Below are 24,564 nucleotides of genomic sequence, written 5' to 3'. Positions count from 1 at the left end.
GCCCCCGGCGTTGCCGGGGGCCATCCCCACGTCCGCACGAGGGCCTCAACTGTACGTTCGCGCTTAGTGGGCGGGCGGGTGGGCCGGCTTAGGTGGCTAGCTCGAGCATCAGCGCGGGCAGTTCGTCGGCCAGTTCGCGGGCCAGGAAGCCCAGCGGACCCAGCCTGCTGGCCAGCCGGTCCGCCGCAGCCGCGTGAAGGTGGCTGCCCCAGCAGGCTGCCTGGGCGTCGCCGGTGCCGCGGGCGCGGAGCCCGGCGATGGCACCGGCCAGGACGTCCCCGCTGCCGGACGTCCCCAGCCCGCCGTAACCGGTGGTGATCTCCCACAGGTCGGGAGCGCCGGAGGCCTCGCCGTCCGACGGATGTGCCGCAGGCCGGGCCACAAAACCCTGGCAGCTGACCACCGCCTGGTACCGCTCCGCAATGTTCGCAACCGCGGACTCGAGCTGGTCAATCTCCTTGCCCAGCAGGATCCCGGCCTCTTGGGGGTTGGGTGTCAGAATGAGCCGGCCCCGCCAGGGATCCAGCGAATCCTCGAGCCGGGGAAGGCAGCCCAGGGCATAGGCGTCCAGGATGATGGTCGCGTCTCCGGTCGCTGATCCGCGGCCGATGACGCCGTCGGAATCGAGCTCCAGCAGGGCCCGCAGGAGCTTCCCGGTGAGATCGATGTCGTCCAGCCCCGGGCCGATCAGGACTGCGTCGGCGCTGCCAAGTTCGGACAGGATGGGCTGCAGCCCGGATCCCAGCACGGACCCGTCCGCCGTCTCCGGAAGCCCGGTCACGCCGGCTTCCGGGAGGGTCACGGCAACGTGCATGGCCACCGATTCGGCCACAGCCAGGGTCAGTCTGCCGGCCCCCGCACGGAGTGCGGCGGTGCCGGCCAGCATGGCGGCGCCGGGGGTGGTTCGGGCGCCGCCGATCACCATCACAGCGCCGCGCGAATACTTGTCCTCGCCTGCGGACGGCAGCGGCCAGGAGCGCAGCAGCGACGGCGTGACGGGCGTCGCCCGGGAACCGTTCGGACCCGCCGGACCGGCCGGCGCAGCCTGCCCGCCCGGCCCCCGACCGAGGCCCGGCCCCTTACCGGCGCGGGTGGACACTGGCATCCCCGGCGTGTTCGGTGACTTCGACGCCCTGGGCCGTGAGGTGGTCAGCCACGTTGAAGCTTTCCAGCATCCACGGGCCCTGGCCGTCGGGGCGCACGTAGCGTGTGATGGATGCGTTCAGGACCGAGGTGCTGGCGGCGAGGTCCAGGATTTCGGCCTCACTCATGCCTTCCAGGATGTACCGGACCAGCAGGACCACGGCATCGTGGCAGACCAGCATTACCCGGTGTCCGCTGCCCAGGTTGTTCAGTTCGCCCAGGACGGAGCGCAGCCGCAGCACAACGTCGGCCCAGGATTCGCCGCCGGGCGGCCGGTAGTAGAACTTGCCCAGCCAGAGCCGCCGTTCGGCTTCGTCCGGGTGCCACCGGTGCACGCCGCGCCGGGTAAGCATGTCCAAAATGCCGAGCTCACGGTCCCTGAGCCGCTCGTCCGTGCGCACCTTGACCGGCCAGCCCGCGGTTTCCACCGCGATCTCCGCCGTCTGCCGGGCGCGGACATAGGGAGAGGACACCACGGCGTCGGCACGGAGCTCCTCAGCGACACCCGACAGCGCCCTGCCCAGCGCGAGTGCCTGGTCCTGTCCGGTGGCGGATAGCCCGACGTCGGCGTCCCGGGCCGGCACCTCAATGATGTCGGCACCGGCCCGGTCGGCCAGGGTCGCGGCCACGTTGCCCTGGCTCTCGCCGTGCCGGACCAGGATGAGCTCCACCGCGCCGGGCTCCCGCACCGCCTGCGTCATTCCGCTGCTATCCACCGTTCATCACCATCCACCCTGTGCCGCGTGCTGACCGCCGGATGCGGAAAGCAAGAGGCATCACTAGCGGTGTACCCACTTTTGGTGCGGAATAACGCCTCCATACAGCAACGCGGGGTCACTTATTGCCCGATAACCACGGATTATCGGGCAATAAGTGACCCCGCGTTGCGCATGGCCCGGGTACACGGTCCGTTGAGCCAGGGTGAACGCCGGGCGTGGGCCGGGTTAACCGATGCTGATGTGACGCGGTGTCATGTTCGGGAGCGCGGCCTTTTATCGAGTTGTTGTTAGGTAAGGCTGGCCTTTACAGTTACGCGGTGACTCCCTCCCTAGAACTCGCCGGGGTGGCCCTTGCCGCCGACCTCGCGCGCCATGGAGACCGGCCCGCCATCCTGACCGGCGGCAGCGTCCTGACCTACCAGGAGCTCGCTGGCCGCGTGGCCGCGTTTGCCGGCCGCCTTGGTACGGCGCGCCGCCTGGTGGTGCTGGCGGCGGATAACAGCGTCGGCTCGCTGGTGGCGTACCTTGCCGCCCTCGCCTCCGGGCACCCGCTGATCCTCGCGCCGGCCGGAAACGACGCCGCCGTGGCATCGCTGGTCGCCGCCTACGACCCGGACGTCATCGTCAGGCCCGGGACCGCGCGGACGCCACGGACGGCAGGGGCTGCGGGGGACGCCTGGGGGGAGCCCGCCCTTGAGGAGGTGCGGCCCGTCACGAACCACACCTTCCACCCGGACCTGGCCCTCCTGCTCAGCACGTCCGGCTCCACCGGGTCACCCAAACTGGTCCGGCTCTCGCGGGAGAACGTCCAGTCCAACGCCGAGGCCATAGCCACGTACCTGGACATCAGTGCGGACGACCGGGCCGCCACCACGCTGCCGATGTCCTACTGCTACGGCCTGTCCGTGATCAACAGCCACCTGCTCCGCGGCGCCGGGATTGTCCTCACGGACCTGTCGGTGGTGGACCCCTGCTTCTGGCAGCTGTTCCGCAACCGCCAGGCCACATCCTTCGCCGCCGTGCCGTACACCTTCGAGCTCCTGGACCGGGTGGGGTTCACGGACATGGACCTGCCGGACCTGCGCTACGTCACCCAGGCCGGCGGCAGGCTGGATCCCGCGGCCGTGGCCCGCTACGCCGAACACGGCCGCAGCCGCGGCTGGGAGCTGTTCGTGATGTACGGGCAGACGGAGGCCACGGCCCGGATGGCGTACCTCCCGCCGCACCTGGCCGCCGCCCATCCCGGCGCCATCGGCGTGCCCGTGCCCGGCGGGAGTTTCCGGATCGAGCCGGTCCCCGGACTCGACGACGGCGAGCTCGTCTACGCCGGACCCAACGTTATGCTCGGCTACGCACAGACCCCCGCCGACTTTGCCGCCGGACGCACCGTCACCGAGCTGCGCACCGGCGACCTCGCCCGCAAGAACGCCGCCGGACTGTACGAGGTGGTGGGCCGGCGGAGCCGTTTCGTGAAGATCGTGGGCCTGCGCATCGACCTCGGCCAGGTGGAGAAGATGCTCCACCGGATGGGTCTTCAGGCGGCCTGCGCCGGGACGGACCGGAAGCTGGTGGCCGCCGTCGAGGGAAGCCATGACACCCGGCTCCTGGCCAAGATGCTCGCCCAGGACCTGGGGCTGCCCCGCGCGGCCGTGGAGGTGCACACCGTCGGGGAACTGCCCCGGCTGGGTACAGGCAAAACCGACTACCGTGCCGTGCTGGCCCTCGGCGCAGAACCTTGCCCTGCAGAACCCGCCGCCGGAGCCACCGCTGGGGCCTTGCCCACGACGCCGGCGGCGCCGGAGGACGTGCGCCGGATCTTCACCGAAACGCTGGAGATCGAGGACATTTCCGACGGCGACACGTTCGTTTCGATCGGCGGCGACTCGCTCTCCTACGTGGCGGCGTCCGTCCGGCTGGAGAAGGCGCTCGGGCACCTGGCGCCGGACTGGCACGTGACCCCGGTCCGGGACCTGCAGGCCCGGGCGCGTCCACGCCGCAGCCGACGGCGGTTCGTCGCACCGCTGGAAACCAGCATCGTACTCCGCGCCGTGGCCATCGTCGTCATTATCAGCACGCACGTGGACCTGATCCGCTGGCCCGGGACCGCCCACATCCTGATGGCCCTGGCCGGCTACAACTTTGCCCGGTTCCAGCTGGGCGGCGACAGGCTGCCCAGGCTGCGGCGCCAGCTGGTCAGCGTGGCGCGGATCGTGGTGCCCACAGTGGTGTTCATCGGGGCGGTCATGCTCCTGACGGACAAGTTCCACTACACGCCGCTCAACCTGGTCCTGCTCAATACGATGATCGGGCCGGCGGGCTGGACCGACGCCTGGCACTTCTGGTTCGTCGAAGTGCTGGTGTACGTGCTGCTCGGCATGATGGCGCTGCTGGCCATCCCCTGGGTGCACCGGACCGAACGCCGGTTCCCGCTGGCGTTCCCCGTGGCGCTGATCGGTGCTGGCCTGCTGGCCCGTTACGGCCTGCTCGGTTTCGACATCCTGCACACGCGGCCGGTCCTGTGGCTCTTTGCGCTGGGCTGGGCCTTCGCCCGGGCACGCACCATTCCGCAGCGGCTGGCACTGTCGGCAATTGCCGCCGTCGCCCTTCCCGGCTACTTTGGCGACCCGTGGCGGGAAGCCACCATCCTCGCCGGAATCCTCCTGCTCGCCTGGGTGCCGGCACTTCCGCTGCCCGCCATCCTGCACCGTGTGGTGGGCGTTCTGGCCAGCGCTTCGCTGTATGTGTACGTCACCCACTGGGTGGTTTTCCCCGACCTGAAGGACAATCATCCGGTCCTGGCGGTGGCACTTTCACTGGCGGTGGGCGTGGCGTACTGGGCTGTTTGGGTGCGCCTGATGGGCCGGATCAAACGATACTGAACTGTCATCTGGGAACCCTTGACACTGCGTCAGTAACGCGCGGTAATTATAAGCACTCTTAGCAAATTGGGGACCATGATGCGCAACCTAATTCCGAAAGGCACCCTCCGGCAGATGCTCCTGCTACCCACCTTCGGCCTGCATTTAACGGGGTCCGCAGAGTACACGGTGCTGTCCGTGGAAGTGTGGAGCACGTGCCTGGTGGTCAACATCCACGTGGAGTCCGCCGTCGGGAAACCGGTGCCGGGCATTGCCATCGAGGACCACCGGGGCACTGTTTACACGTTCCAGGACTCCGCGAACGTCGGCTCCCGGAACCTGCAGGTTTTCACGCCCTCGGTGCCGTTCGGCACCCGGAGCCTGACCATCAGGTCCACGGACGACGCCGATGCCCGCCTGGTGGTGACCTTCGCGGTCCCGCTGATGCTCAAGGCCGACGAAATGGCCCAGGCCGAGGAACCCGTTTCCCGGGCGTCAAGGCTGCAGCGCCCGGCGTAGCGGGCTGACCCGGCCTGCCTGGACTTCGCGGTCAGGTCCCTGCGGGACCGCCCCGCGGCCAGGTCCCCGCGGGCAGGGCGTCAGAGCGCTGCCGGAGCGTCAGAGTCCGTTGGCAGCGGCGTATTCGGCCAGCCGTCCGTCCCTCAGGGCCGCGGCGACGCCGGCTATCCCTCCGTAGTCGGGGAGCACCACGGATGCTCCGGCGACGGTGCCCACCCCGGCCGTAGGTAGTGTCACAAAGGTGCTGGCGTTGTAGTCGATGCCGCGCATCCCGTAGGCGAGGATCGCCACTGTCATGGCGTCGAAGCCCTGGTCGACCGTGAGCCATGGCCCGGAAAGAGCCACGAGATGCCGGACCACGTTGGGATCGTTCAAGGCGCCGCCGCTGGTCAGCTTCGCCAGCAATGCCCGGAGGAACGTCTGCTGGTTGCGGACCCGCTGGTAGTCGCCGTCGACGAACGCATAGCGCTCCCGGACGAACTCGAGCGACGCCTGTCCGTCCAGGTGGTTCAGCCCCGGGGTGAAGACATGGTGGGTCTCGAAGGTGGCCTGGAAGGGCACGGGGACAGCAACATCGATGCCGCCGAGCGCATCGATCAGGGCTTTGAAGCCGCCGAAGTCCAGCATCATGGTGTGGTCGATGTGAACGCCGAGCAGCGACTCCACGGTCCGCACCGTCAGGGGTATGCCGCCGACCTGCAGGCCGGTGTTGACTTTGGCACCGCCGTAGCCGGGGATGTCCACCCACATGTCCCGCATGATGGAGACCACCTGGACGGTCCGGCGGTCCGGCGGGACGTGGACCACCATGAGGGTGTCCGAGCGGTGGTCTGAGGATTCGCCCGTAGCCAGCGTGTGGTTTTGCTGCTCGCGGGCGTTGGCCCGGCTGTCGCTGCCGATGATCAGGACGTTCATGGCGCCGGGTGCGGGGTCCGGGATGGGCTCGGGTGAAGGGGGAGCGGCAGGGACCGGGGCCGGGGTCTCGGTGGGCGCCGGTGTTTCGGTGGCAGTGGGCGTGGCAGTCTCCGTCACCACGGGTGCCGCGGATTCCGAGCCGGTGCGGTTGACGCTGAAGACGGCGATGACAACCCCCACCACCAGCACGACGGCCAGAACGGCGGCAATCAGGGCCCGGCGTCGTTCTGTCCACGGCAGTTGCGCCGGGTGCGGTGCAGCGGGAACGGACGGTTCAGGACCGCTGGGGTCGGAACCGGATGGGGTGCTCATCGTTGTGCCTCCATGGCATCAGTTTCCGCCCTCCAGCCCGTTGGCGGCTACATAGTCGCCCAGCGTGTCGGCGGCCATGGCGGCGGAGAGGGCTTCGATGGCCACGGGATCGGTGAGCACAATCGACTGGCCGTCGGTGGAGGTCCCGGTGCCCCGGGTGGGGAGGGTGAACATCACCATGTCGCGGGGGCGGACGTCCTTGAGTTCCACGGCGAGGCCTGCGATCGTGGCGGCGTCCAGGCCGCCGTCGACACTGATGAACGGGGCCATGGCGCTGACCACGTTATGGACCTTCAGGGGGTTCAGGAGCGTGTCCGCGCTGAGGTTCCTGGCCAGCAGCGCCTTGACGAACGCCTGCTGGTTGCGGACGCGCTGGTAGTCGCCGTCGGCGAAGGCGTAGCGCTCGCGGACGAACTCCAGGGCGTGCTTCCCGTCCAGGGTGTTCGGCCCGGCGGGAAAGGCGATCTGGTCGTGGTAGGAGACAAACGGCGCCGGGACGTCCACCTGTACCCCGCCCAGGGCGTCGGTCAGTCCCACGAATCCTTCGAAGTCGATCATGGCGATGTGGTCGATGCGCTGGCCGAAAAGGGATTCAACGGTCTGCACCATCAGCGGGACGCCGCCGAACGCCAGGGCCGCGTTGATCTTGGCGTGGCCGTGGTCCGGGATGCCCACCCAGAGATCGCGCATCAGGGAGATGGAGTAGATCTTGCTGCGGTCGGCGGGGATGTGGACCAGCATCAGGGTGTCCGCGCGCTGGTTCGATCCGGCGCCGGAAGTGGCTTCCTCGGTGGTGGCGCCGCGGCTGTCGCTGCCCATCACCAGGATGTTCAGCGATCTTCCGCTATCCGAGGGCGAGCCTCCCGCCGCTGCGGGGCCGGCCCCCGGAGCGCCGCCGGCCGCACCGCCCGGGAAGGATGGCTGCGGGCGGGTGGCTTCATCGGGGAAGGCGTTTTCAATCTTGGTGGTCTCCGAATCGAAGATCCGCCCGAGGTTGAAAAGGTAGGCGCCGGCGGACGCGGGGATGAGGAGCACCAGCGCCAGCAACAGCAGCAGGACAGCCCGGAACGGGCGACGCCGGCGTGCAGGATTGCGTGCAGTTTTGCCGGGATGTGCGAAGCTCGGATGCGCGGACAGGGTGCCCATTTCCGAAAATTAGCATCGGCGTTCCGGCGTTACATCGGGGGAATCCGCAGAAAAGCCGCACAATAAGCCGCAGCGAAAAGTACGACGGCGGCAGCCCGGTCAGGCGGGCGCGTTCAGCCGTGCGTGGCGCAGGATGGAGACGATCGCCGGGGCCAGCTCGTCTTCCATCTGGTGGTAGACCTCCAGGCCGCGGCGGTACGGGTCGATGATGTCGTTTTCGGATGAATCCGCCGGCAGGGACAGGTGCCGCACAGCCGCAGCCCTCGCCGGCAGCCCGCGCCAGAAGGCGGCGTTCGCGGCCAGCCGGTCGCCGCCGTCGTGCGCTGCTTCTTCTGCCCCGTCCGGCGCGGCGGCCGCGCGGTCATCAAGCACGTCGAGCATCCGGGCGAACTCACGGATGGTGAAGGTGCGCTTCAGGAGGGACGCGTCCAGCTGCAGCACCTCGCCGCGGTGGCCCGACGTCATGGTGAGGACCAGGTCCACGCCGCGCAGGATCTTGCTGGTCAGCTGGCGGGCGGCGAAGTCCTCCGCGTTGCCGCCGAAGGTGCGCACGATGTCCGCGGACGGCGGCTGGATGGGCTCGCCCACCAGGGCCCGGGTGCCGGCGCTGGTGACCACAAAACCGCCCGGAACCGCCTGGTCCAGGCCTGCCTGCAGGAGCCGCTCGGCCACAGGGGAGCGGCAGATGTTGCCCGTGCAGACGGTCAGGATTCTCACGTGGGCGGGGGCAGGTTCGGGGAGGTGCAAAAGGGATACTCTTTCCAGCCGGCGCGCCGGACCGGTCGGTCCGCACATTTCAACTTAACACGTGAAGCTGCGGCTGCCGCCGTCCGAAACGCTCTCTCACTTGATGCAGGAAATCGGCCGATACTCTATCACCTTTGGTCGCTAAACAGGGCTTTTAAGGGCCGTAGGTGATAGAGCATCGCCGGGAAAGCCGCATCAAGTGAGAGAGGGTCCGACGGCGGCCGGGCGGCTCAGCCGGTCAGGGCGCGGCGAGCAGCTGCTTCATTTCCGCGATCTCCGCCTGCTGCGCGGTGATGATCGCCTTGGCCAGGTCGATGGTCTCAGCAAACTTGCCGGAGTCGACCTCCGTCTTTGCCATGGCAATGGCACCTTCATGATGGGCGATCATCTGGGTGAGGAAGAGCTTGGTGGCCTCACCGCCCTGGGCGGCCTTGAGCCTGTCCAGGTCCTCGGAACTGACCATGCCGGACATCCCGCCGCCGGGCATTGTGTGATCTGTCATCATGCCCGTTGGCTGGTTCCAGTCCTCCAGCCAGCCGGTCATCTGCGCAATTTCGGGGGCCTGGGCGGCCTTGATCCGCGTGGCCAGGGCTGTCACTGCCGCCGGTACGCCGGTTTTCGCCAGCATGAGGTCGCTCATCTCCACAGCCTGCGCATGGTGCGGAATCATCATCTGCGAGAACATGATGTCCGCCGCGTTATGGTCCGCCGAAGCGTCCGGCATCATGCTGGACATCGGGCTGGAACTGCCGTGGTTCATGCCGTGGGACGGCGTAGTGCCGGTGCCGGCAGCGCATCCGGCCAGCGAGAGGGCAGCGGCAAGGACAGCGGCCAGGGTCAGGTTCTTGGTGTTCATGGGGGATACATCCTTCAGGTTGTGCTCCGGCGCTGGGCGCCGGAAATCTTGGCAGGCCGCGCAGGTGGCGCGGCGGACGGCCCGGTGCAGCCACCGGGCGGGGACTTCTGCGGGGTGCGGCCCGGCGTCGTCCTCTTTACGTCCGGCTGATGGACAGGTCCCCGGGTGAAGGCCCGGCGGGCAGGTAAGTGTAAGAGCGCAGGGCTGCGACGCCGGAACCGATGCGGGCGTCTGCCGGCTGGCCGGTGCTGCCCGGCAGCGGTGCCGCAAGGGAACCGGCTTTGGCCAGGGGAGTGCACGCTGCACCCGCGGGCTCGTGGCCCGCAAAGCCGCTGGTGCAGGAGTCGGTGGTTGCTTCCGGCCCGCTCTGCACGGCCGGACTGTGGCCGCCATGGGTCTGTGCGCCGTGGCTGTGCCCGGTGGCAGGTGTGGCAACGGACGACGGCGGCTGGGCGGCACCCAGCGTGTGTGCCGCGTGGTTGCCGGTCATGACATGCATGCCGAGGATCCCCGCGATGACCGCCAGGATCAGGGCGGGCAGGGCGGTGCGGCACAGCAAAGCTGCCCGCTGACGGCTCTGGACCGCGGTCATGGTGTGCCTCCTTCCTGCGTCAAAACGTCACGCATCTGCCTCAGTATCAACGCACCTGCGCCGGGTTCAGTTTCACCCGGCGCAGCAGCTGGGCGTTCAGTGCCACCACAATAGTGGACGCGGACATCAGGACAGCACCCGCCGCGGGGGAGAGCGCCACCCCGGCGAAGGCGAGCACGCCGGCGGCCAGCGGGACGGAAATGAGGTTGTAGCCGGTAGCCCAGACCAGGTTCTGCCGCATCTTCCGGTAGCTGGCCCGGGACAGGTCCACCATGGACAGGACGGCCCGGGGATCGTTGCCGGCCAGGACCACGCCCGCCGATTCCATCGCGACGTCGGTGCCCGCGCCGATCGCAATGCCCACCTCCGCCCGGGCCAGGGCCGGCGAGTCGTTGACGCCGTCACCCACCATGGCCACCTTCAGCCCGCGCGCCTGCAGTTCGGCCACTTTCTTGTCCTTGTCTGCCGGGAGCACTTCGGCAAATACCTCGTCGATGTGCAGTTCGCCGGCCACGGCCTCGGCAACCTGGCGGGCGTCGCCGGTGACCATGGCAACCTTGATGCCGCGGTTCTGCAGGGCAGCCACGGCGTCCCGGGATTCGGTCCGGACCGAGTCTTCCAGGCTGACTGCACCCAGGATCCGGTCCCCGTCGATCACGTGCAGGACGGCTGCTCCGCGTTCCATCCAGGCCGCGGTTGAGGCCGCCACGGCATCCGGTTCAGTAAGGCCCAGCTCGCGCAGGAGGGCTGGCCCGCCCACGTGGATCGTCCGGCCGTCAACCGTGGCACGGACTCCGCGGCCGGTCATGGACGTGAAGCCGGTTGCCTGCGGTATGTCCAGGTTCCGCTGCCGCGCCGCCCTGACGATCGCCCGGGCAACAGGGTGTTCGCTGTCCGCCTCCACGGCGGCGGCGAGCGCCAGGAGCCCGTCCTGACTGCCGCCGTCGAACGCTGAGACGTCCTTGAGCTCGGGTTCCCCCGTCGTGAGGGTCCCTGTTTTATCGAAGAGGACGACGTCGACGGTGCGCATCCGTTCCAGGGCCATCCGGTCCTTAATGAGCACTCCGGCCCGCGCCGCCTGTTCAGTGGAAATCGCGATCACCAGCGGGATGGCCAGGCCCAGGGCGTGCGGGCAGGCGATGACCAGGACCGTGACGGTGCGCGTGACAGCGTCCGGGACGCTGCCCAGCAGGGACCACACGATGAAGGTGATCACGCCGGCGCCGGCGGCGAAGTAGAACAGGAAGGCCGCGGCGCGGTCGGCCAGTGCCTGGGCCTTGGAGGAGGAAGCCTGGGCCTCTGCCACCAGGCGCTGGATGCCGGCCAGCGCCGTGTTGTTGCCGACGGCGGTCACCCGGACGCGGACGGTGTTGTCGGTGGCCACGGTTCCTGCCACGACGGGGTCGCCGGGGGAACGCGGCACAGTTTTGGATTCGCCGGTGATCATGGACTCGTCGAACTCGGCCTGTCCGTCGATGACCGTGCCGTCGGCCGGCAGCCGGGCGCCGGACCGGACCAGCACGGTGTCGCCTTCGCGCAGTTCGGAAACCGGGACGGTTTCGGTGCCTGTGCCGGTGACCCGTTCGGCCTCGTCCGGAAGCAGGGCGGCCAGGGCATCCAGTGCCCCTTGGGCGGAACCGAGGGCGCGCATTTCGATCCAGTGGCCCAGCAGCATGATGGCCACCAGGAGGGCGAGTTCCCACCAGAAATCCAGGTCGAAGCCGCCGATCCCCAGGCTGGTGACCCACGAGGCGATGAAAGCGACGCTGATGGCCATGGCGATCAGCAGCATCATGCCGGGGCGCCGGTTCTTCAGTTCCTGCAGTCCGCCTTTGAGGAACGGCTGGCCCCCGTAAAGGAAGATCGCCGTGCCCAGGACGGGCGGAATCCAGTCGGAACCAGGGAACATGGGCGGCATATAGCCCAGGAGGTGGCCCACCATGGGGCTGAAATAGACCACCGGGACGGACAGGGCCAGCGATGCCCAGAACCTGTTCTTGAACATGGCAGTGCTGTGGCCGGCGTGCTGTCCGGCGGTGTGGACGGCATGGTCGTCCTGGGCGCCGTGGTCACTGTGTGGGCGGTGGTTATCGTGGTGATGGTGCTCTGTGGTTGCAGCGTGGTCCTGCATGATGCCTCCTGGCGAGGATCCTGGTGGGCTGGGTCAGCGGATCGTGTATCGGGCTGAGGAGACGGCCTCGCGGACCGCGGCATGGTCAGCGGTCCCGGAAATGAGCAGGCGCGACGTGCCGCCGGCTACGAGTTCAACGGTGGCGGCGGTCACGCCCTCCACAGCGGATGCGGCTTTCTGCACAGTCTCAACACAGTGGCCGCAGGTCAGGCCCTCGACGGGGAACTCGGCGTCGGCCGTTTTCTGCATTGGGCGTGGTGCGGCGTTGGTTGAGCAGCAGTTGCAGCCGACGGCGGGTGTGGCCTGAGGCAGTTCGGTGCGGTTTCCAATACCAGGCATGTCAGTCTTCCATTCCTTGATGAAGGTTCAATGGGCGCTGGGGTTGAACGGCTGTGATGGCGGTGCGGGGCACCGGCCGGGACATACCACTTCACTGACAACACCTTGAATATACCCCCAGGGGGTATATTCGTCAATGGTCGAGATCGACGCCGTGGCAGCCCATCCCGAAGCTCCCCAACCTTCCAGGACACTCTCATTTGATGCAATAAATCCAAGGATGCTCTATCACCTGTGGCTGCTATTCCTGCCTTTTAGGGACCACAGGTGATAGAGCATCGCCGGAAAAGCCGCATCAAGTGAGAGCGTCCGACGGCGGGGGAGGTCACCTTTGCGATACAAACGTCTCAGATGCGGGATTCCTTGCCATAATGGGGTGACCCGCCCGGGGGAGGCGGCCTACAGAACGCCCGGAGGTGCCCAATTGACTGACGTGAGCGGCCCCTACACCTATTCGAGTGCCCTCGGGGCGGGGGATTGCCCGGCCGGGACGTACCACATCGACCTGGTCAACGGGACGGCGGCGTGGTCCGACGGGCTGTATCACCTGCACGGCTACGAGCGCGGCGAAGTGGTGCCCACCATCGAGCTGATCCTTGCCCACAAGCATCCGGACGACAAGCCGCGGGCCCAGGAGATCATCGGGGAAATCTGCCGGCATGGCGGACACTTTTCCATCTATCACCGGATCATCGATGCCCACGGCCGCCTCCATCAGGTCCTGACCTCCGGCGAGGGAACCGTTGATGCGTGGGGCACCGTGACGGCGATCGACGGCATGATGGTGGACCTGACGGCCACCCTCCAGCGGGAAACGGAGGTGGCAGCACGCGAGGCCGTGGAACGTGCCACCTCCACCCGGAGTGTCATCGACCAGGCGCGGGGAGTGATCATGGGCAGGCTCCGCGTGGGCTCGGAGGAGGCGTTCAGGCTGCTGGTCCGCCTCAGCAGCCGGACAAACATGAAACTGGCCGTCGTGGCCGCAGACCTGGTTGCCATTGCGGACAGCCCCGACCCCAAAGGCCCTGACGGCCCGGACCGCCTCGATGCGGCCGTCCATGACCTTTTGAACGGCAAGCCCAAGCGTCAACGGCGGGACTCCCGGAGCTAGGCAAAAGTTTTTCTTCTGTTGTGTCGATCTGCCGTGGCGCCGTTCGACCTATGGGTGAGAAGGTCGAAGGGCGACCTTCCGAATCCAAAGGAGAGAACCACAATGGCTAAGTACATGCTGATCATGCGGGCAACCGACGAGTCCCTCGCCAAGTTCACGGACGTCGACTTCACCGAGGCGCTGACCGCCATGGGCAAGTTCAACGACGAACTCATCCGGGCCGGCGTCCTGCTGGCGGCTGAAGGCCTGGACGACGCCAAGGAGGGCGTCGTGGTGGACTTCACCGGGGAGCAGCCGGTGGTCACCGACGGGCCCTACGGGGAAACGAAGGAGCTGTTCAACGGCTTCTACCTCCTGGACGTCGCCTCCAAGGAGGAAGCCATCGAGTGGGCCAAGCGGGCACCGATGACCGAGGGCAGCAAGACCGAGATCCGCAGGGTGCCCACCATCGACGAATTCCCGCAGGACAACGAATGGATCCAGAAGGAACGCGCCTGGCGCGAGCAGACCGGGCAGCTCTGACCGGCAGCCTGGGACACGGTGGGTTCCACCGCGGCGAGGGCCGCCGTCGAGGCTGTGTGGCGGATGGAAGCCGCCCGCATCGTCGGCGCCCTCGCCCGCTTTACCGGGGACTTTGCCCTCGCCGAGGACCTGGCGCAGGAGGCGCTCGCCGAAGCGCTCGTGTCCTGGTCAGTGAACGGCATCCCCAACGAACCGACGGGCTGGCTCCTGACCACGGGCCGCCGTCGTGCCATCGATTCATTCCGACGGCGGGCGGCCGGCGACGAGCGCTACGTCCTGCTCGCCCGGGACTTGGAGCCGGCGGCGCCCGGGCCGGATGCACTGTTTGACCCGGAAGCGGTCGACGACGACGTGCTGGCCCTGATGTTCATCTCCTGCCATCCGGTGCTGTCCAAGGAGGCCCGGATCGCGTTGACGCTGCGGGTGGTGGGCGGCCTGGGGACCGACGCCATAGCCAAGGCCTTCCTGGTTCCGGTGGCCACCATCCAGGCCCGCATCACCCGCGCCAAGAAAACCCTCGCAGCCGCGCAGGTGCCTTTCAAAGTCCCGGAGCCGAAGGAGCGGGCCGAACGGCTGGGCTCCGTGCTGCAGGCGGTGTACCTGATCTTCACGGAGGGGTCGTTCGCGTCCGGCGGGGACTCGTGGATCCGCCGTGATCTCGCCGCCGAGGCGCAGCGGCTGGGCCGCACGCTGGTCCGGCTGGATCCTCAGCCGGAGGTCTTCGGGCTGCTCGCGCTGATGGAACTGACCGCGGCCCGATTCCCGGCCCGCGTGGACGCGTCCGGCCAGCCGGTCCTGCTCGAGGACCAGGACCGGCGGCTGTGGGACCAGTCCGCGATCCGGCGGGGACGTGCGGCGCTGGCAAAGGCCGACGGCGGCCGCGGGCTGGGTGCCTACGGCCTGCAGGCGTCCATCGCCGAGTGCCATGCGGTGGCGGGGTCTGTGGCCGGGACCGACTGGCCCCGGATCGTTGGCCTGTATGAGGCACTCGGCCAGCTCACGCCGTCGCCCATCATCGAGCTCAACCGTGCGGTGGCGGTGGCCATGGCATCGGGCCCTGCCGACGGGCTGGCCCTGGTGGAGGCGATTGCAGCGCGCGGCGAACTGGGTGGGACGCACCTGCTTCCGTCGGTCCGCGGCGAGCTCCTCACCCGGCTGGGCCGCGGGGACGAGGCTCGGGCTGCGCTCAGCGAGGCCCTGGAGCTGTGCGGGAACGCCGCGGAACGGGCGGCACTCGAACGCAAAATCGGCGCCCTCAGCCCATCCTGATTCCAGGGCAGTAGAAACAACCGGGCGCACGCCTCCCCGGCGGCCTGACCAGCCACTATGCTGGCTGCATGGCTACCTATGAAGTGACCCGCAGCGCATTCATTCCGGCCCCGGCCGAGGCAATTTTCCCCCTGATCAACAGCTTCCATGAGTGGACCAAATGGTCGCCCTGGGAGACCGTGGACCCCACCATGGAACGCCACTATTCCGGCAATGACGCCGGCGTCGGCGCGAAGTACACCTGGAGCGGCAACCGCAAGGCCGGCAGCGGCAACATGGAAATCGTCGAATCGTCCGCTCCCAGCGTCCTCCGGGTCCGGCTCGAATTCACCAAGCCGTTCAAAGCCGTCAACCCCACCAGCTTCACCCTGACCCCGACCAGCGGCGGTACCACCGTGAAGTGGACCATGACCGGCGAGAACAAGGGGCTGGCCAAGGTCTTCGCCCTGTTCATGAACATGGACAAGCTCGTGGGCGGCGACTTCGAAAAGGGCCTGAAGCAGCTCTCGGCAGCGGCGACCGCTAAAACGACGGGACCGTAAAGCCCAGTCCCAGCAAGCCCCTGCCCGCCTGCTCCAGGATCGGGTCGATCGCGAGCGTGGGATGGCTGAGCAGCACGTTCACGTCGCGCTGGATCCGCTGGAGCGGGTGGGTCAGCCGCTGCGCGCTCCCGCCGGACCCCGCGGCCACCAGGCGCACGGCTTCGGCGGAGGCTTCCCCGCTGAGGGCGAGCGAGAGGCGGTAGGCGGCGCGTTCGCCGTCGTCCAGGTCCGTCAGCCCGGTGTTCGAGGCCGCGGCCAGCCGGACCGCCTCCTCCCAGTGCAGCCGCGCCGTGGCCAGCTGCCCGTAGGCCTGCGCGAAGCGGGCCTGAGCCAGCGGCGAATCCGACTGCCGCGTCTCCACGGTGTTCTTGACCCTGCGCACCATCATCCCTTCCCGGAAAAGTTCGACGGCGTGCTCCGCGGCTCCCAGCGCGGCGGACGGCGCCACCAGGTTCAGCAGGATGGCCATGGGCGTGTGGAGGATGGGGTCGGGGTGGATCCGGCTGCCGGGGTTGTCTGCTGCGCTCAACAGGGCCCAGTCCTGCACGCGGTGTTCGGGCACAAAGAGCTGCTCGGCCGTGAGGTCGTTGCTGCCCGTGCCGCGCAGGCCTGCCGTGTGCCAGACGTCCAGCAGTTCGAGCTCGGACACAGGGACCAGGGCCTGCATGCGGACGCCGTGGTGCTGGACGGCCAGGAGGGCCCACTCCGAGTGCATCACGCCGGACGCGAAGCTCCAATGTCCGGAGATCGAGTAGCCGCCCGGAACCTTTTCAGCCGTGCCCGCGGGGGCGCCGGTTGCGGCCGCCAGGGGAGCGGGACCGCCGGCGAAGACCTCCTGCTGGACCTGCTGCGGCCAGCGCGCCAGCATCCAGACGTGCTCGGCCAGGTGCCCGGCCGTCCACGCGGCGGAGGCATCACCCCGGGACAGCCGCCGGATCACCTCAGCGTAGGTTTCAACACCCAGCCCGGATCCGCCCAGCGCCTTGGGGGAAAGGATCTGGAAAACCCCGGCGGCCTTGAGCTCCGACATGGTGGATGCCGGCAGGCGCCGCAGTTGCTCCGTCTCCTCAGCGCGTTCCCGCAGCCGGGGGATGAGGGCGTCCACGCGGGCCAGGATCTCGTCGTGGGTCGGGGCGGGTGCGACGGCGGCCGGGCTGGGGACGGTCTCGACGGCGGCCGTCGGCAGGTCGAGCGTGTGGGCCGTGTGGTCGCGTTTGGCGGCAAGGTACCGGTGGTTGGCTTCGGACAGGTGGACTCCGGTAGGGACCTGCTCGGTGATGCTGATCCCGAGGGAGGTGAGCTGGGCGGCCTTGTCCGGGTTGTTGGTGAGCAGCCGGACGGAGGTTGCCCCGACGGCGTCGAGCATCTGGGCGGCCGCTGTGTAGTCGCGCTCGTCGTCGCCGTGGCCCAGGGCCCGGTTGGCTTCGTAGGTGTCCAGGCCGGTGTCCTGCAGGGCGTAGGCGTCGAGCTTGGAGTACAGGCCGATGCCGCGGCCTTCCTGCCGGAGGTAGAGAAGGAAGCCGCCGGCGGCCGAGATCTGTTCCACGGCCTCGCGGAGCTGGGGGCCGCAGTCGCAGCGCTCGCTGCCGAAGACATCGCCGGTGAGGCACTCGCTGTGCAGCCGGACCAGGGGCGTGTTGCCGCCGTCGGCCGCTTCATGCAGCAGGCCGTCCCAGTCGCCAAAGGCCAGCAGCAGGTGTTCCTTGCCGTCGGCCAGCCCGTGGAAGGTGAGGACCTCGGCCACGGCGCTGAAGCCGTCCGGGAAACGCAGCGGAACCGTCACCCGGCTGCGGACAGTTGCCGGGGCGGTCAGTGACGCGGCGATGGACTCGAAGAACGTGGTCATCCGGGATTCCTTGCACTCGAAACAAGAGAGGCACTTACTTGAAGCTTAAAGTAAATATACGCGCCAATTGTTGAAGTTGCAAGCATTTGTGTCCTCGCCGCGGGAGCGGGTTCAGGCCGGGGGGCCGCAAGTGTACGTTCGCGCTGGAAAGGGGACGAGGTTTAGCTGGACAGTTCCGAGCGGCGGTGGCGCAGCTCCCGCAACGCCCCATTGAGGGGTGAACCCGTAAACGGAAGGGCTGTCAGATCGGCGGCCGCCGCTGCGCGCAAGGCGAGTATGTTCGCTGATTCGGCGGCACGCCTGGGCAATCCGATTGCCGCCGCGAACTCTTCCCAGTGCCTGGCCCGGAGGTTCTTCAGTTTCCCGGCGATGGGCAACGCCAGGGTATCGTCCCCGTAAAGCAGCGTGCAGGGCACGTCGTACATCGGAGCGACGACAAAACCGCCGTGCCGGCCGCCCAGGACGGAGGCGTTCTTAGCATGGAGGTCCCCGTTGCCCGTCAGCCAGGCGAAGGCAAACTGCAGGTACAGATTCCGGACCGCCACGGCGGGTGCCTTGCAGGCGCGGGCAAGCGCGGCGACCACTTCCTCGGAGCTGACGTTGTACTTGGACGACGGCGGCAGGCCGAGCGCCTGTGCCGCGTCTTCCAGTGGGAGGTGGAGCCATTGTCCATCGATGTGCAATCGGTCGAAGCGTGTCACCAGCAGACCGTCCAGTCCGTTCCGGTCCTGGACCACCGCCGCCGCCGAGACTGGAATTTTCAAGGCCTTGGCGGCCGTCAGGTGGTGGATTTCGTTCCGTACCAGGTGTGGATGCTGCGGCGGGTCCAGCTTCAGGATGTACCGGCCGTTGCGGGCAGCCAGTGGGGCAGAGAGCATCGAGGCGCTGGCCTTCGGCTGGACCCCCGGCAGGGCGTGGAGGTCCACGGCCTCGGCAAGGGCGCTGAAGTCCAGGTTTCCAAAATCGGCTGTGTCGGCCAGCGGTTCCGGCTCGGCGGGATACTCGCCGGCCGGGACGATTTGCACGTCACCCGGCACGTCGGCTCCCACGGCCATCAGCAGCGTCAGCTCATCGTTGACGCTGGTTTTTGCGGCTTCCTTCAGGACCGTCAGCCTGTGCCCTTCCGGAAGCAGGCCCGCGAAGAACGCGGGCAGGCCACCTCCAGGCGTCTCCACCGGCTCGGTATTGAGCGACAAAGTCGTGGCAACCGGCGGGAATCCTGAGGACACGTACGAAGCATCGTAGGCGAATGCCGTGCCGCCGGTGGCGGTCCGGGTGAGGTGCGCGGCGAGCCTTCCCTGTTTGTAGACGTCGGCGGCAGGAAGGAAGCGCAGCCGCTGCAGGTCTGCGGCCATCAGCGGGCATCCAGGTGCAAGCCGAGCGTATTGGCGACGGCGACGACGGCGGCCAGCGTGGGATTGCCCGTGCCGGTTTCAATGGCACGGACGGTCCGCTCCGACACCCCCGCCAGGTCGGCGAGGCCGCTTTGCGTCAACATGGCGTCCTTGCGGGCGGCCCGGACCAACTCGCCGATCACTTCGACGTCGCCCATTCCTTCTCTCCAAATCGGCAGGATGCTGCCGATCGGAGCGCCGGCACTGCCAAGTGTGCCCTAGAACTCCGAATTCGGCAATATGCTGCCGTTTGGTGCCAGGGTGGGCGCGTGCGCAGGGTGCGGAAGCCTAATCGGCAGCATCCTGCCGGAATGGACGGCTGCAGACCCTTCGTCAGCCGTTCTTGCCCTTGCCTTTGCTCTCGCCCTTGGCCGGTGCGGGCGCGGGGGCCTGGGCCGGTGCGGGGACGGGTGCAGCTGCCGCAGCGCTCTCCGCGGCGGCTTGAGCCGAAGCCTCCGCCTCCGCCCGGGCCTTCTCGGCCTCGGCAGCGGCTGTAGCGGCTGCTGCTTCCTCCGCCGCTTTCGCCGCTGCTGCGAGGGCTTCCACGGCGGCGGTGAGATCGGCCCGGACAGCGGCGACGCTGGTCATGATGCCCCGGCGCCGGTCCTCGGAAACCTGGCCGCGGTCCGCTGCGGACGCCACGCCGGCCTCCAGGCCGTCCAGCGCCTTGAGGGCTGCCGCGGGATCGTTCGCGGCCGCAGCCTGGCTGACACTGAGTACTTGCTCCTGAAGCTGGCGGGCAGCGTCGCGCTGCAGACCCGTCTCGGCGGGGCCGCAGCCGGCGAGCAGCGCTGCCAGCGCCAGGGCGGCGGCCAGCCGAATGCATCGCCGCGCGCCCGAGCGTCCGCCGCGGGACCTTAAAAGCGTCATGGTTCCACCTTCTTCTGAAGTTCCTGGAGGTGGTCGCCGAGGGCGCCCGTGACCGTCGGGTAAGGCACGACGTCGGCTGTTGACTCTGAGGGCAGGCCCGCCGTGAGTGCAACAGACCCGCCCGCTGCCGCGAGGAGGATCAGGACGGCGGCCGGCCAGAGCCGCCTCAGCGTTCGGGCCGGCCGCGCCCGGGCCGGCCGCGCGGGGCGGGGCGCTTCCGAAACTTTGGGGGTGGGGGCAGGGGTCGGGTCTGTGGTCGGCGCCGTGGTCGCCGCCTCTGGCGCAGCACTGATGGACGGCGCCCGGAACGGCATGCTGGGCAGGACCCGCGTGGGTTCCGGGGCGAGGCTGCCGGGGGTGGACTCCGGCGAAACGAGGGCCTGCCGCAGCGCCGTTTCAATGTCTGCCGAGGCCGGGCGGTCCAGTGGCTCGATTGCCGTCATTGAGCGGATCAGGTCCGCCCACTCAGCCGGGAGGTCTGCTGGAATTTCGGGCGGCCGGTGCAGTCTGGCCACAGCGGATTCCACTGCGCTGCCGGGATACTCGATCGTCTGCTTGATGCACTCGAGCAGAACCAGTCCCAGCGAGTAGACGTCCGTGGCCGGGGTGAGCGGCGAGCCCATGGCCTGCTCCGGGCTGAGGTACGCCGCCGTTCCCACCATGGCCCCTGTTTCTGTCAGGCGGGTGGCATCGGTGATTCTGGCTATTCCGAAGTCTGTGAGCTTGGCCCGCAGCGGTTCCCCGGGGCGGGTCTGCGCCAGGAGGATGTTGGCGGGTTTGATGTCCCGGTGGATGATCCCCAGGCTGTGGACGTAGGACAGCGCGTCGGCGACCCCGGCGCCAATGACTGCGAGTTCGTCCAGCGGGACCGGGCTGTGCCTGATGCGTGTCCGCAGGTCCTGTCCGTCCGCCAGTTCCATGGTGAGGAACGGGCGGGGCTCATCCGGGATGCGCGTATCGATGCCGGCATCAAAAAGCGTCACCAGGCTGGGATGGTTCAAGGTGGCCAGCATCCTGATCTCGGCTTCCTGGCGTTTGAGCTCACCCGCATCGGGCGCCTGCGGTGCGAAGAGCTTCAACGCTACGTCGCGGCCCAAATTCCTGTCCCGTGCAGAGTAGACGGACGACATGCCGCCCCGGCCGATCACCTCACCCAGCCGGTAGCGTCCGGCAACCACGTCATTCATGTTGGAGCTGGGCGATTCCGCCACGGTAACCGTTCCTTCCGGCGCCTGGGGGCACTCGTTATGCCCGGGATGTGGAGGCTAAGAAAACAACTCTTCCCTTGATCTGTAAGCATGCTTATCATTGCTGGAAGGGGGATCTGAAGTCAATCCTGCAGGACGACTCCGGGAGTGCCTCGTGGAGGAATTGCTGATTGTTTCGGCCAGCGGACTGGCGCGCGAGGTGTTGGCGATGGTCCGCAGCAGTGGCCAGTACGACGTCATCGGCATCCTCGATGACGACTTCGAACTGCTGGGCGTTTCCGTTGATGGAGCCACGGTCCTTGGGGGCATCGGGAGTGTGCTGCGCTACGCGAACGCCAAGGTGATCGTGTGCATCGAATCCGAGTTTGAGCGCGAGGCGGCGGTGGGCCGGCTCGCGCAGCTGGGGCTCCCCGAAGGCAGGTATGCCACGGCGATGGACCCGGGCATCCCCCTTAGGGACGTGGCATTCGTCGGACAGGGAAGCATCCTCCTGCACAACGTCAGTTTTGCGCCGTCGGTCAGTCTGGGAAGGCATGTTGTGGCGATGCCGAACGTCCACCTCGGCTGCGACGTCCACATAGCCGACTTCTCCACCCTTTGTGCCGGGGCGTCCCTGGGCGGCGGGGCGAGCCTGGGCCGCGGCGTGCACGTCGGGATGAACTCCTGCATCCGCGAGGGCATCACTGTGGGCCGCTACGCGCGGATCGGAATGGGCACCGCCGTCGAAAGCAGCATGCCGGACTTCGCCACGTGGGTGGGGACTCCGGCTCATTAGAACCCGCGCCGCCCGGGAGTGCGGGGGCTTGCCTAATACGTTAGTGACGACTAACGTATTAATTGTGTTGGATGCCTTGGAGATCGCTGCGGAGCCGAACCGGCGCCGGCTTTTGCATCTTCTGGCACGCCAGGAACAGCCTGTGGGGGAGTTGGCCGCCCACTTCACGGTCAGCCGCTCCGCAGTCTCCCAGCACCTGCTGTTGCTCGAGCAGGCAGGCCTGGTGGCTGCCCGCAAAGAGGGGCGGAACAGGTACTACAGGCTCGATCCCGCAGGCATGGGCCGGCTCCGTGCGCTGGTCGAGCAGTTCTGGACGGACGAGCTGGACCTGCTGGCTGCAGACGCCGCCGAGCTGGCCGGGAACCGTCCCCGGCCAGGAGACCCTGCACCACCACGTTAGATACTTCATTCCCAGACAAAGGACCGCTCAGATGAGCTTCGATAAAACCATCCTTCTTCCCGTCGACGCTGACGAGGCCTTCGCCCTGATCACGCAGCCGGAACGCCTGCGCCGCTGGAAGACGGTCGCCGCCAGGGTGGACCTTCGCGTCGGCGGCGGGTACCGCTGGACCATCGTTCCGGGCCACCACGCCGCGGGGACGTTCCAGGAAATCGAGCCGGGCAAGCGCATTGTGTTCACTTGGGGCTGGGAGTCCGCCACGGACCTGCCGCCGGGCGCGTCCACGGTGACCATAACGCTGGAGCCGGTCGACGGCGGCACCTCGCTTCGCCTGGTGCACGAGGGCCTCACGCCCGAGCAGTCCACGGCACACGCCGAAGGCTGGAACCACTTCCTGGGACGCCTGGTCAAAGAGGCGTCGTCAGATGCGGGTGCCGGCCCGGACGAATGGGCGGCCGCCCCGGACCCCATCGACCACCTCATCTCCGCCGACGCGTCACTGGCAGTCCTGCTCGGAGTCCTGCGCAAGCTCACCCCGGAAGACCGGGAAAAGCCGACGCCGTGCGAGGACTTCACTGCCCACGAACTCCTCGAGCACCTCGCCGGGTCGCTGAAGAACATCGGTGCCGCCCTGGGCGCCGACGTGACGGACCGTGCCGATGCGGCTCCCGAGGTCCGCATCGCCGAACTGGCGCAGCCCACGCTGGAAGCGTTCGCCCGCCGCGGCGTTGACGGCACCATCGACATGGGCTTCGCGGAACTCCCCGCCACCATCGTGGCGAGCATCCTGAATCTCGAGCTGCTGGTCCATGCGTGGGACTTCGCGAAGGCGAGCGGCCAGGACCTGGCCGTGTCCGACGTCGTCACGGACTACGTGGAGGGCCTCGCCCTGGTGACCATCTCCGAGCAGGTCCGCTCCGGCGGCAGCTTCGCGCCGGCCCGGCCCGTCGCGGAGACCGCAGGCAGCCTCGAGCGACTCATCGCATTCACCGGCCGGACCGTCACCGTCTGACCATCGGTTGTCCCCACCGGCCCCCTGGCCTCGCAAGCTCGGCCAGGGAACCCTGCCGGCGTGGGCCCACCGGCCGTTTTGAGGGCTCAAAAGGGCCTCTACGGAGCAATCGATGCACCCCCGCAGTAAACAGAAGAACAATCACGAAAGAAGGAAAAGAAAATGTCCAAGTTTCTGTTCATCTACCACTCCCCGATGACACCCGCTGAGGCAGCGCCGCCAGCACCGGAGGACATGGAAGCCTCCATGGGGGAGTGGAACGCCTGGGGTGCCAAGGTCGGCGCGGGGCTGATCGACTTCGGAACCCCGCTGGCCAACGGTGTCCGCGTCTCGCCTGGCGGAGCCACCGCGCCCAGCCAGCTCGAAGTCTCCGGATACAGCCTCATCGAGGCCGAGAACGCTGAGGCAGCCCTGCAACTCGCCAAGGAGCACCCGCACCTGAACATGCCGGGCAGCGAGATCGAGGTCCACGAGGCACAGCACATCCCCGGAATGTAAGGAGGCAAGGGTCACACCTCGAAGTGCGTTTCCGGCGCGCCGCCGTAGCCCTCCAAGATGCCTTCCGCGACGAGGCGGAGCTTGATGTTCCGGTGGCTGGAGGCGTTGGACAGAATGGCGAAGGCTTCATCGTAGGAGCACCTGTTCTGCCCCATGATCACGCCGCAGGCGATGTCGATGGCGGTGCGGCTGGACAGCGCCGAGCGAAGCTGCTCCGAAAACTCGGACGCCCGCCGGACCTGCGTGGCCAGGCGCAGGCTCCTGGACGCAAGATCCCGGAAGCCCAAAGCGTGGGCCATGAGTTCGGCGGTGAAGACGTTGGCCCCGGCGGCGAGGAACGTCAGGGCGCCGGCATAACCGTGGTCCACGTCCAGGGGAAGACTGACCGCACTGAGGTAACCGGCCGCCAGAAGCCGCTGCCGGTAGTGGGGCCACCGTGGGTCCCGCGATTCGGCGTTGACCAAGATGGCCACGTTGCCATCCAGCGATTCCGACGCCGGACCGTGCGAATGCTCCTGGTCCCATCTGGTGAGCAGCACGGCTTCCTCCGGGCTGCCGGCCGTGACCGGTTTCCGTCTGGGCGCCCGGAGGGTCACCACACAGTCAAGGACCGCGTCGGCGGCCCGGGTCAGGGCTGCGGCGCCGATGTCGGCCAGCAGGTCCAGGGACGCCGCCTCCGTGGGGGCCACCAGGTCGTACAGGAGTTCGGCGCCGTCCCAGCGCCAATCGGTGGCCAGCTCAAGCTCGTCCGAGCCCCCACTAGTGTGTGCTTGACCATCGTTCACGTGATTGCCCCCTTCAAGTGAGAAGGGCCGTCGCTACTGCAGCCAATGTTGAGAC

General features: G+C 68.1%; 25 protein-coding genes. 10 read left to right on the top strand and 15 right to left on the bottom strand.

From position 1 onward, the window contains the following. Positions 1-88: 88 nt before the first annotated feature. A complete protein-coding gene (locus tag EYS21_RS21485) occupies positions 89-985 on the bottom strand; it encodes an NAD(P)H-hydrate dehydratase (RefSeq protein WP_242633554.1) in 897 nt (298 codons plus the stop codon). 94 nt (positions 986-1,079) lie between these two features. Beyond that, positions 1,080-1,844, bottom strand: coding sequence for a histidine phosphatase family protein (locus tag EYS21_RS21480; protein WP_131135294.1), 765 nt, complete (start codon positions 1,842-1,844; stop codon positions 1,080-1,082). Between the two features lie 335 nt (positions 1,845-2,179). On the opposite strand from EYS21_RS21480, the gene EYS21_RS21475 reads away from it, so the two are divergent. Together EYS21_RS21475 and EYS21_RS21470 are read left to right on the top strand one after the other, a co-directional pair. Continuing rightward, a complete protein-coding gene (locus EYS21_RS21475; RefSeq protein WP_131135275.1) occupies positions 2,180-4,741 on the top strand; it encodes an AMP-binding protein in 2,562 nt (853 codons plus the stop codon). A 75-nt stretch (positions 4,742-4,816) separates the two neighbouring features. Further along, positions 4,817-5,239, top strand: a complete 423-nt coding sequence (locus EYS21_RS21470) for a hypothetical protein (RefSeq protein WP_131135274.1) — start codon at positions 4,817-4,819, stop codon at positions 5,237-5,239. Between the two features lie 99 nt (positions 5,240-5,338). Here the strand turns inward: EYS21_RS21470 and EYS21_RS21465 are convergent, their stop codons facing one another. From EYS21_RS21465 to EYS21_RS21435, 7 genes are all read right to left on the bottom strand, one after another. Next, complete coding sequence (locus EYS21_RS21465; RefSeq protein WP_131135273.1) at positions 5,339-6,466, bottom strand: LCP family protein; 1,128 nt, start codon at positions 6,464-6,466, stop codon at positions 5,339-5,341. An 18-nt stretch (positions 6,467-6,484) separates the two neighbouring features. Continuing rightward, a complete protein-coding gene (locus EYS21_RS21460; protein ID WP_131135272.1) occupies positions 6,485-7,612 on the bottom strand; it encodes an LCP family protein in 1,128 nt (375 codons plus the stop codon). A 99-nt stretch (positions 7,613-7,711) separates the two neighbouring features. Next, a complete protein-coding gene (locus tag EYS21_RS21455; RefSeq protein ID WP_242633551.1) occupies positions 7,712-8,359 on the bottom strand; it encodes a low molecular weight phosphatase family protein in 648 nt (215 codons plus the stop codon). Between the two features lie 238 nt (positions 8,360-8,597). Next, complete coding sequence (locus tag EYS21_RS21450; protein ID WP_131135270.1) at positions 8,598-9,215, bottom strand: DUF305 domain-containing protein; 618 nt, start codon at positions 9,213-9,215, stop codon at positions 8,598-8,600. A 136-nt stretch (positions 9,216-9,351) separates the two neighbouring features. Next, positions 9,352-9,807 carry a hypothetical protein gene (locus tag EYS21_RS21445; protein WP_131135269.1) on the bottom strand — a complete coding sequence of 152 codons (456 nt, stop codon included), beginning with the start codon at positions 9,805-9,807 and terminating at the stop codon, positions 9,352-9,354. A 46-nt stretch (positions 9,808-9,853) separates the two neighbouring features. Further along, positions 9,854-11,938 carry a copper-translocating P-type ATPase gene (locus tag EYS21_RS21440; protein ID WP_131135268.1) on the bottom strand — a complete coding sequence of 695 codons (2,085 nt, stop codon included), beginning with the start codon at positions 11,936-11,938 and terminating at the stop codon, positions 9,854-9,856. Positions 11,939-11,971: 33 nt separating this feature from the next. Beyond that, the gene (locus tag EYS21_RS21435) at positions 11,972-12,277 is read right to left on the bottom strand and encodes a heavy-metal-associated domain-containing protein (protein WP_131135267.1); all 306 of its coding nucleotides are present in this window, start codon (positions 12,275-12,277) and stop codon (positions 11,972-11,974) included. 433 nt (positions 12,278-12,710) lie between these two features. Here EYS21_RS21435 and EYS21_RS21430 point away from each other — a divergent pair, with 433 nt between their 5' ends. The 4 genes from EYS21_RS21430 to EYS21_RS21415 all read left to right on the top strand — a co-directional run bounded on the left by EYS21_RS21430 (position 12,711) and on the right by EYS21_RS21415 (position 15,721). Then, complete coding sequence (locus EYS21_RS21430; RefSeq protein ID WP_242633553.1) at positions 12,711-13,388, top strand: PAS and ANTAR domain-containing protein; 678 nt, start codon at positions 12,711-12,713, stop codon at positions 13,386-13,388. Positions 13,389-13,490: 102 nt separating this feature from the next. Next, positions 13,491-13,910 (top strand): YciI family protein, encoded by a 420-nt coding sequence (locus EYS21_RS21425; RefSeq protein WP_131135265.1) that lies wholly within the window; start codon positions 13,491-13,493, stop codon positions 13,908-13,910. An 18-nt stretch (positions 13,911-13,928) separates the two neighbouring features. After that, the gene (locus EYS21_RS21420; RefSeq protein WP_131135264.1) at positions 13,929-15,179 is read left to right on the top strand and encodes an RNA polymerase sigma factor; all 1,251 of its coding nucleotides are present in this window, start codon (positions 13,929-13,931) and stop codon (positions 15,177-15,179) included. Positions 15,180-15,247: 68 nt separating this feature from the next. Then, a complete protein-coding gene (locus EYS21_RS21415; protein WP_131135263.1) occupies positions 15,248-15,721 on the top strand; it encodes an SRPBCC family protein in 474 nt (157 codons plus the stop codon). Here EYS21_RS21415 and ribA read toward each other — a convergent pair. The 5 genes from ribA to EYS21_RS21390 form a co-directional block, all read right to left on the bottom strand. After that, positions 15,702-17,567: a GTP cyclohydrolase II RibA gene (gene ribA / locus EYS21_RS23970; protein ID WP_131135262.1), complete on the bottom strand. Its 1,866-nt coding sequence runs from the start codon at positions 17,565-17,567 to the stop codon at positions 15,702-15,704. The two genes, EYS21_RS21415 and ribA, sit on opposite strands and share 20 nt — an antisense overlap. A 161-nt stretch (positions 17,568-17,728) precedes the next feature. Further along, positions 17,729-18,922, bottom strand: a complete 1,194-nt coding sequence (locus tag EYS21_RS21405; protein ID WP_131135261.1) for a HipA domain-containing protein — start codon at positions 18,920-18,922, stop codon at positions 17,729-17,731. After that, positions 18,922-19,119: a helix-turn-helix domain-containing protein gene (locus tag EYS21_RS21400; RefSeq protein ID WP_131135260.1), complete on the bottom strand. Its 198-nt coding sequence runs from the start codon at positions 19,117-19,119 to the stop codon at positions 18,922-18,924. The genes EYS21_RS21405 and EYS21_RS21400 overlap by 1 nt, the downstream gene beginning before the upstream one ends. Before the next feature lie 175 nt (positions 19,120-19,294). After that, positions 19,295-19,831 (bottom strand): hypothetical protein, encoded by a 537-nt coding sequence (locus EYS21_RS21395; RefSeq protein WP_131135259.1) that lies wholly within the window; start codon positions 19,829-19,831, stop codon positions 19,295-19,297. Beyond that, on the bottom strand, positions 19,828-21,018 hold the full coding sequence (locus tag EYS21_RS21390; RefSeq protein WP_131135293.1) for a serine/threonine-protein kinase: 1,191 nt from the start codon (positions 21,016-21,018) through the stop codon (positions 19,828-19,830). The genes EYS21_RS21395 and EYS21_RS21390 overlap by 4 nt, the downstream gene beginning before the upstream one ends. A 175-nt stretch (positions 21,019-21,193) precedes the next feature. On the opposite strand from EYS21_RS21390, the gene EYS21_RS21385 reads away from it, so the two are divergent. The 4 genes from EYS21_RS21385 to EYS21_RS21370 all read left to right on the top strand — a co-directional run bounded on the left by EYS21_RS21385 (position 21,194) and on the right by EYS21_RS21370 (position 23,724). After that, a complete protein-coding gene (locus EYS21_RS21385) occupies positions 21,194-21,814 on the top strand; it encodes an acetyltransferase (RefSeq protein ID WP_131135258.1) in 621 nt (206 codons plus the stop codon). Positions 21,815-21,878: 64 nt separating this feature from the next. Beyond that, the gene (locus tag EYS21_RS21380) at positions 21,879-22,214 is read left to right on the top strand and encodes a metalloregulator ArsR/SmtB family transcription factor (RefSeq protein ID WP_131135257.1); all 336 of its coding nucleotides are present in this window, start codon (positions 21,879-21,881) and stop codon (positions 22,212-22,214) included. Between the two features lie 31 nt (positions 22,215-22,245). Further along, positions 22,246-23,226: a TIGR03086 family metal-binding protein gene (locus tag EYS21_RS21375; protein WP_131135256.1), complete on the top strand. Its 981-nt coding sequence runs from the start codon at positions 22,246-22,248 to the stop codon at positions 23,224-23,226. A gap of 162 nt (positions 23,227-23,388) precedes the next feature. Then, complete coding sequence (locus EYS21_RS21370) at positions 23,389-23,724, top strand: hypothetical protein (RefSeq protein WP_131135255.1); 336 nt, start codon at positions 23,389-23,391, stop codon at positions 23,722-23,724. Positions 23,725-23,735: 11 nt separating this feature from the next. Here EYS21_RS21370 and EYS21_RS21365 read toward each other — a convergent pair whose 3' ends face one another. Then, positions 23,736-24,509, bottom strand: a complete 774-nt coding sequence (locus EYS21_RS21365; protein WP_131135254.1) for an ANTAR domain-containing protein — start codon at positions 24,507-24,509, stop codon at positions 23,736-23,738. Between the last annotated feature and the right edge of the window lie 55 nt (positions 24,510-24,564).

It is taken from the genome of Arthrobacter sp. S39 (genome assembly GCF_004320525.1).
Lineage (GTDB): Bacteria > Actinomycetota > Actinomycetes > Actinomycetales > Micrococcaceae > Arthrobacter.
This window is presented reverse-complemented; position numbering and strand designations above follow the sequence as displayed.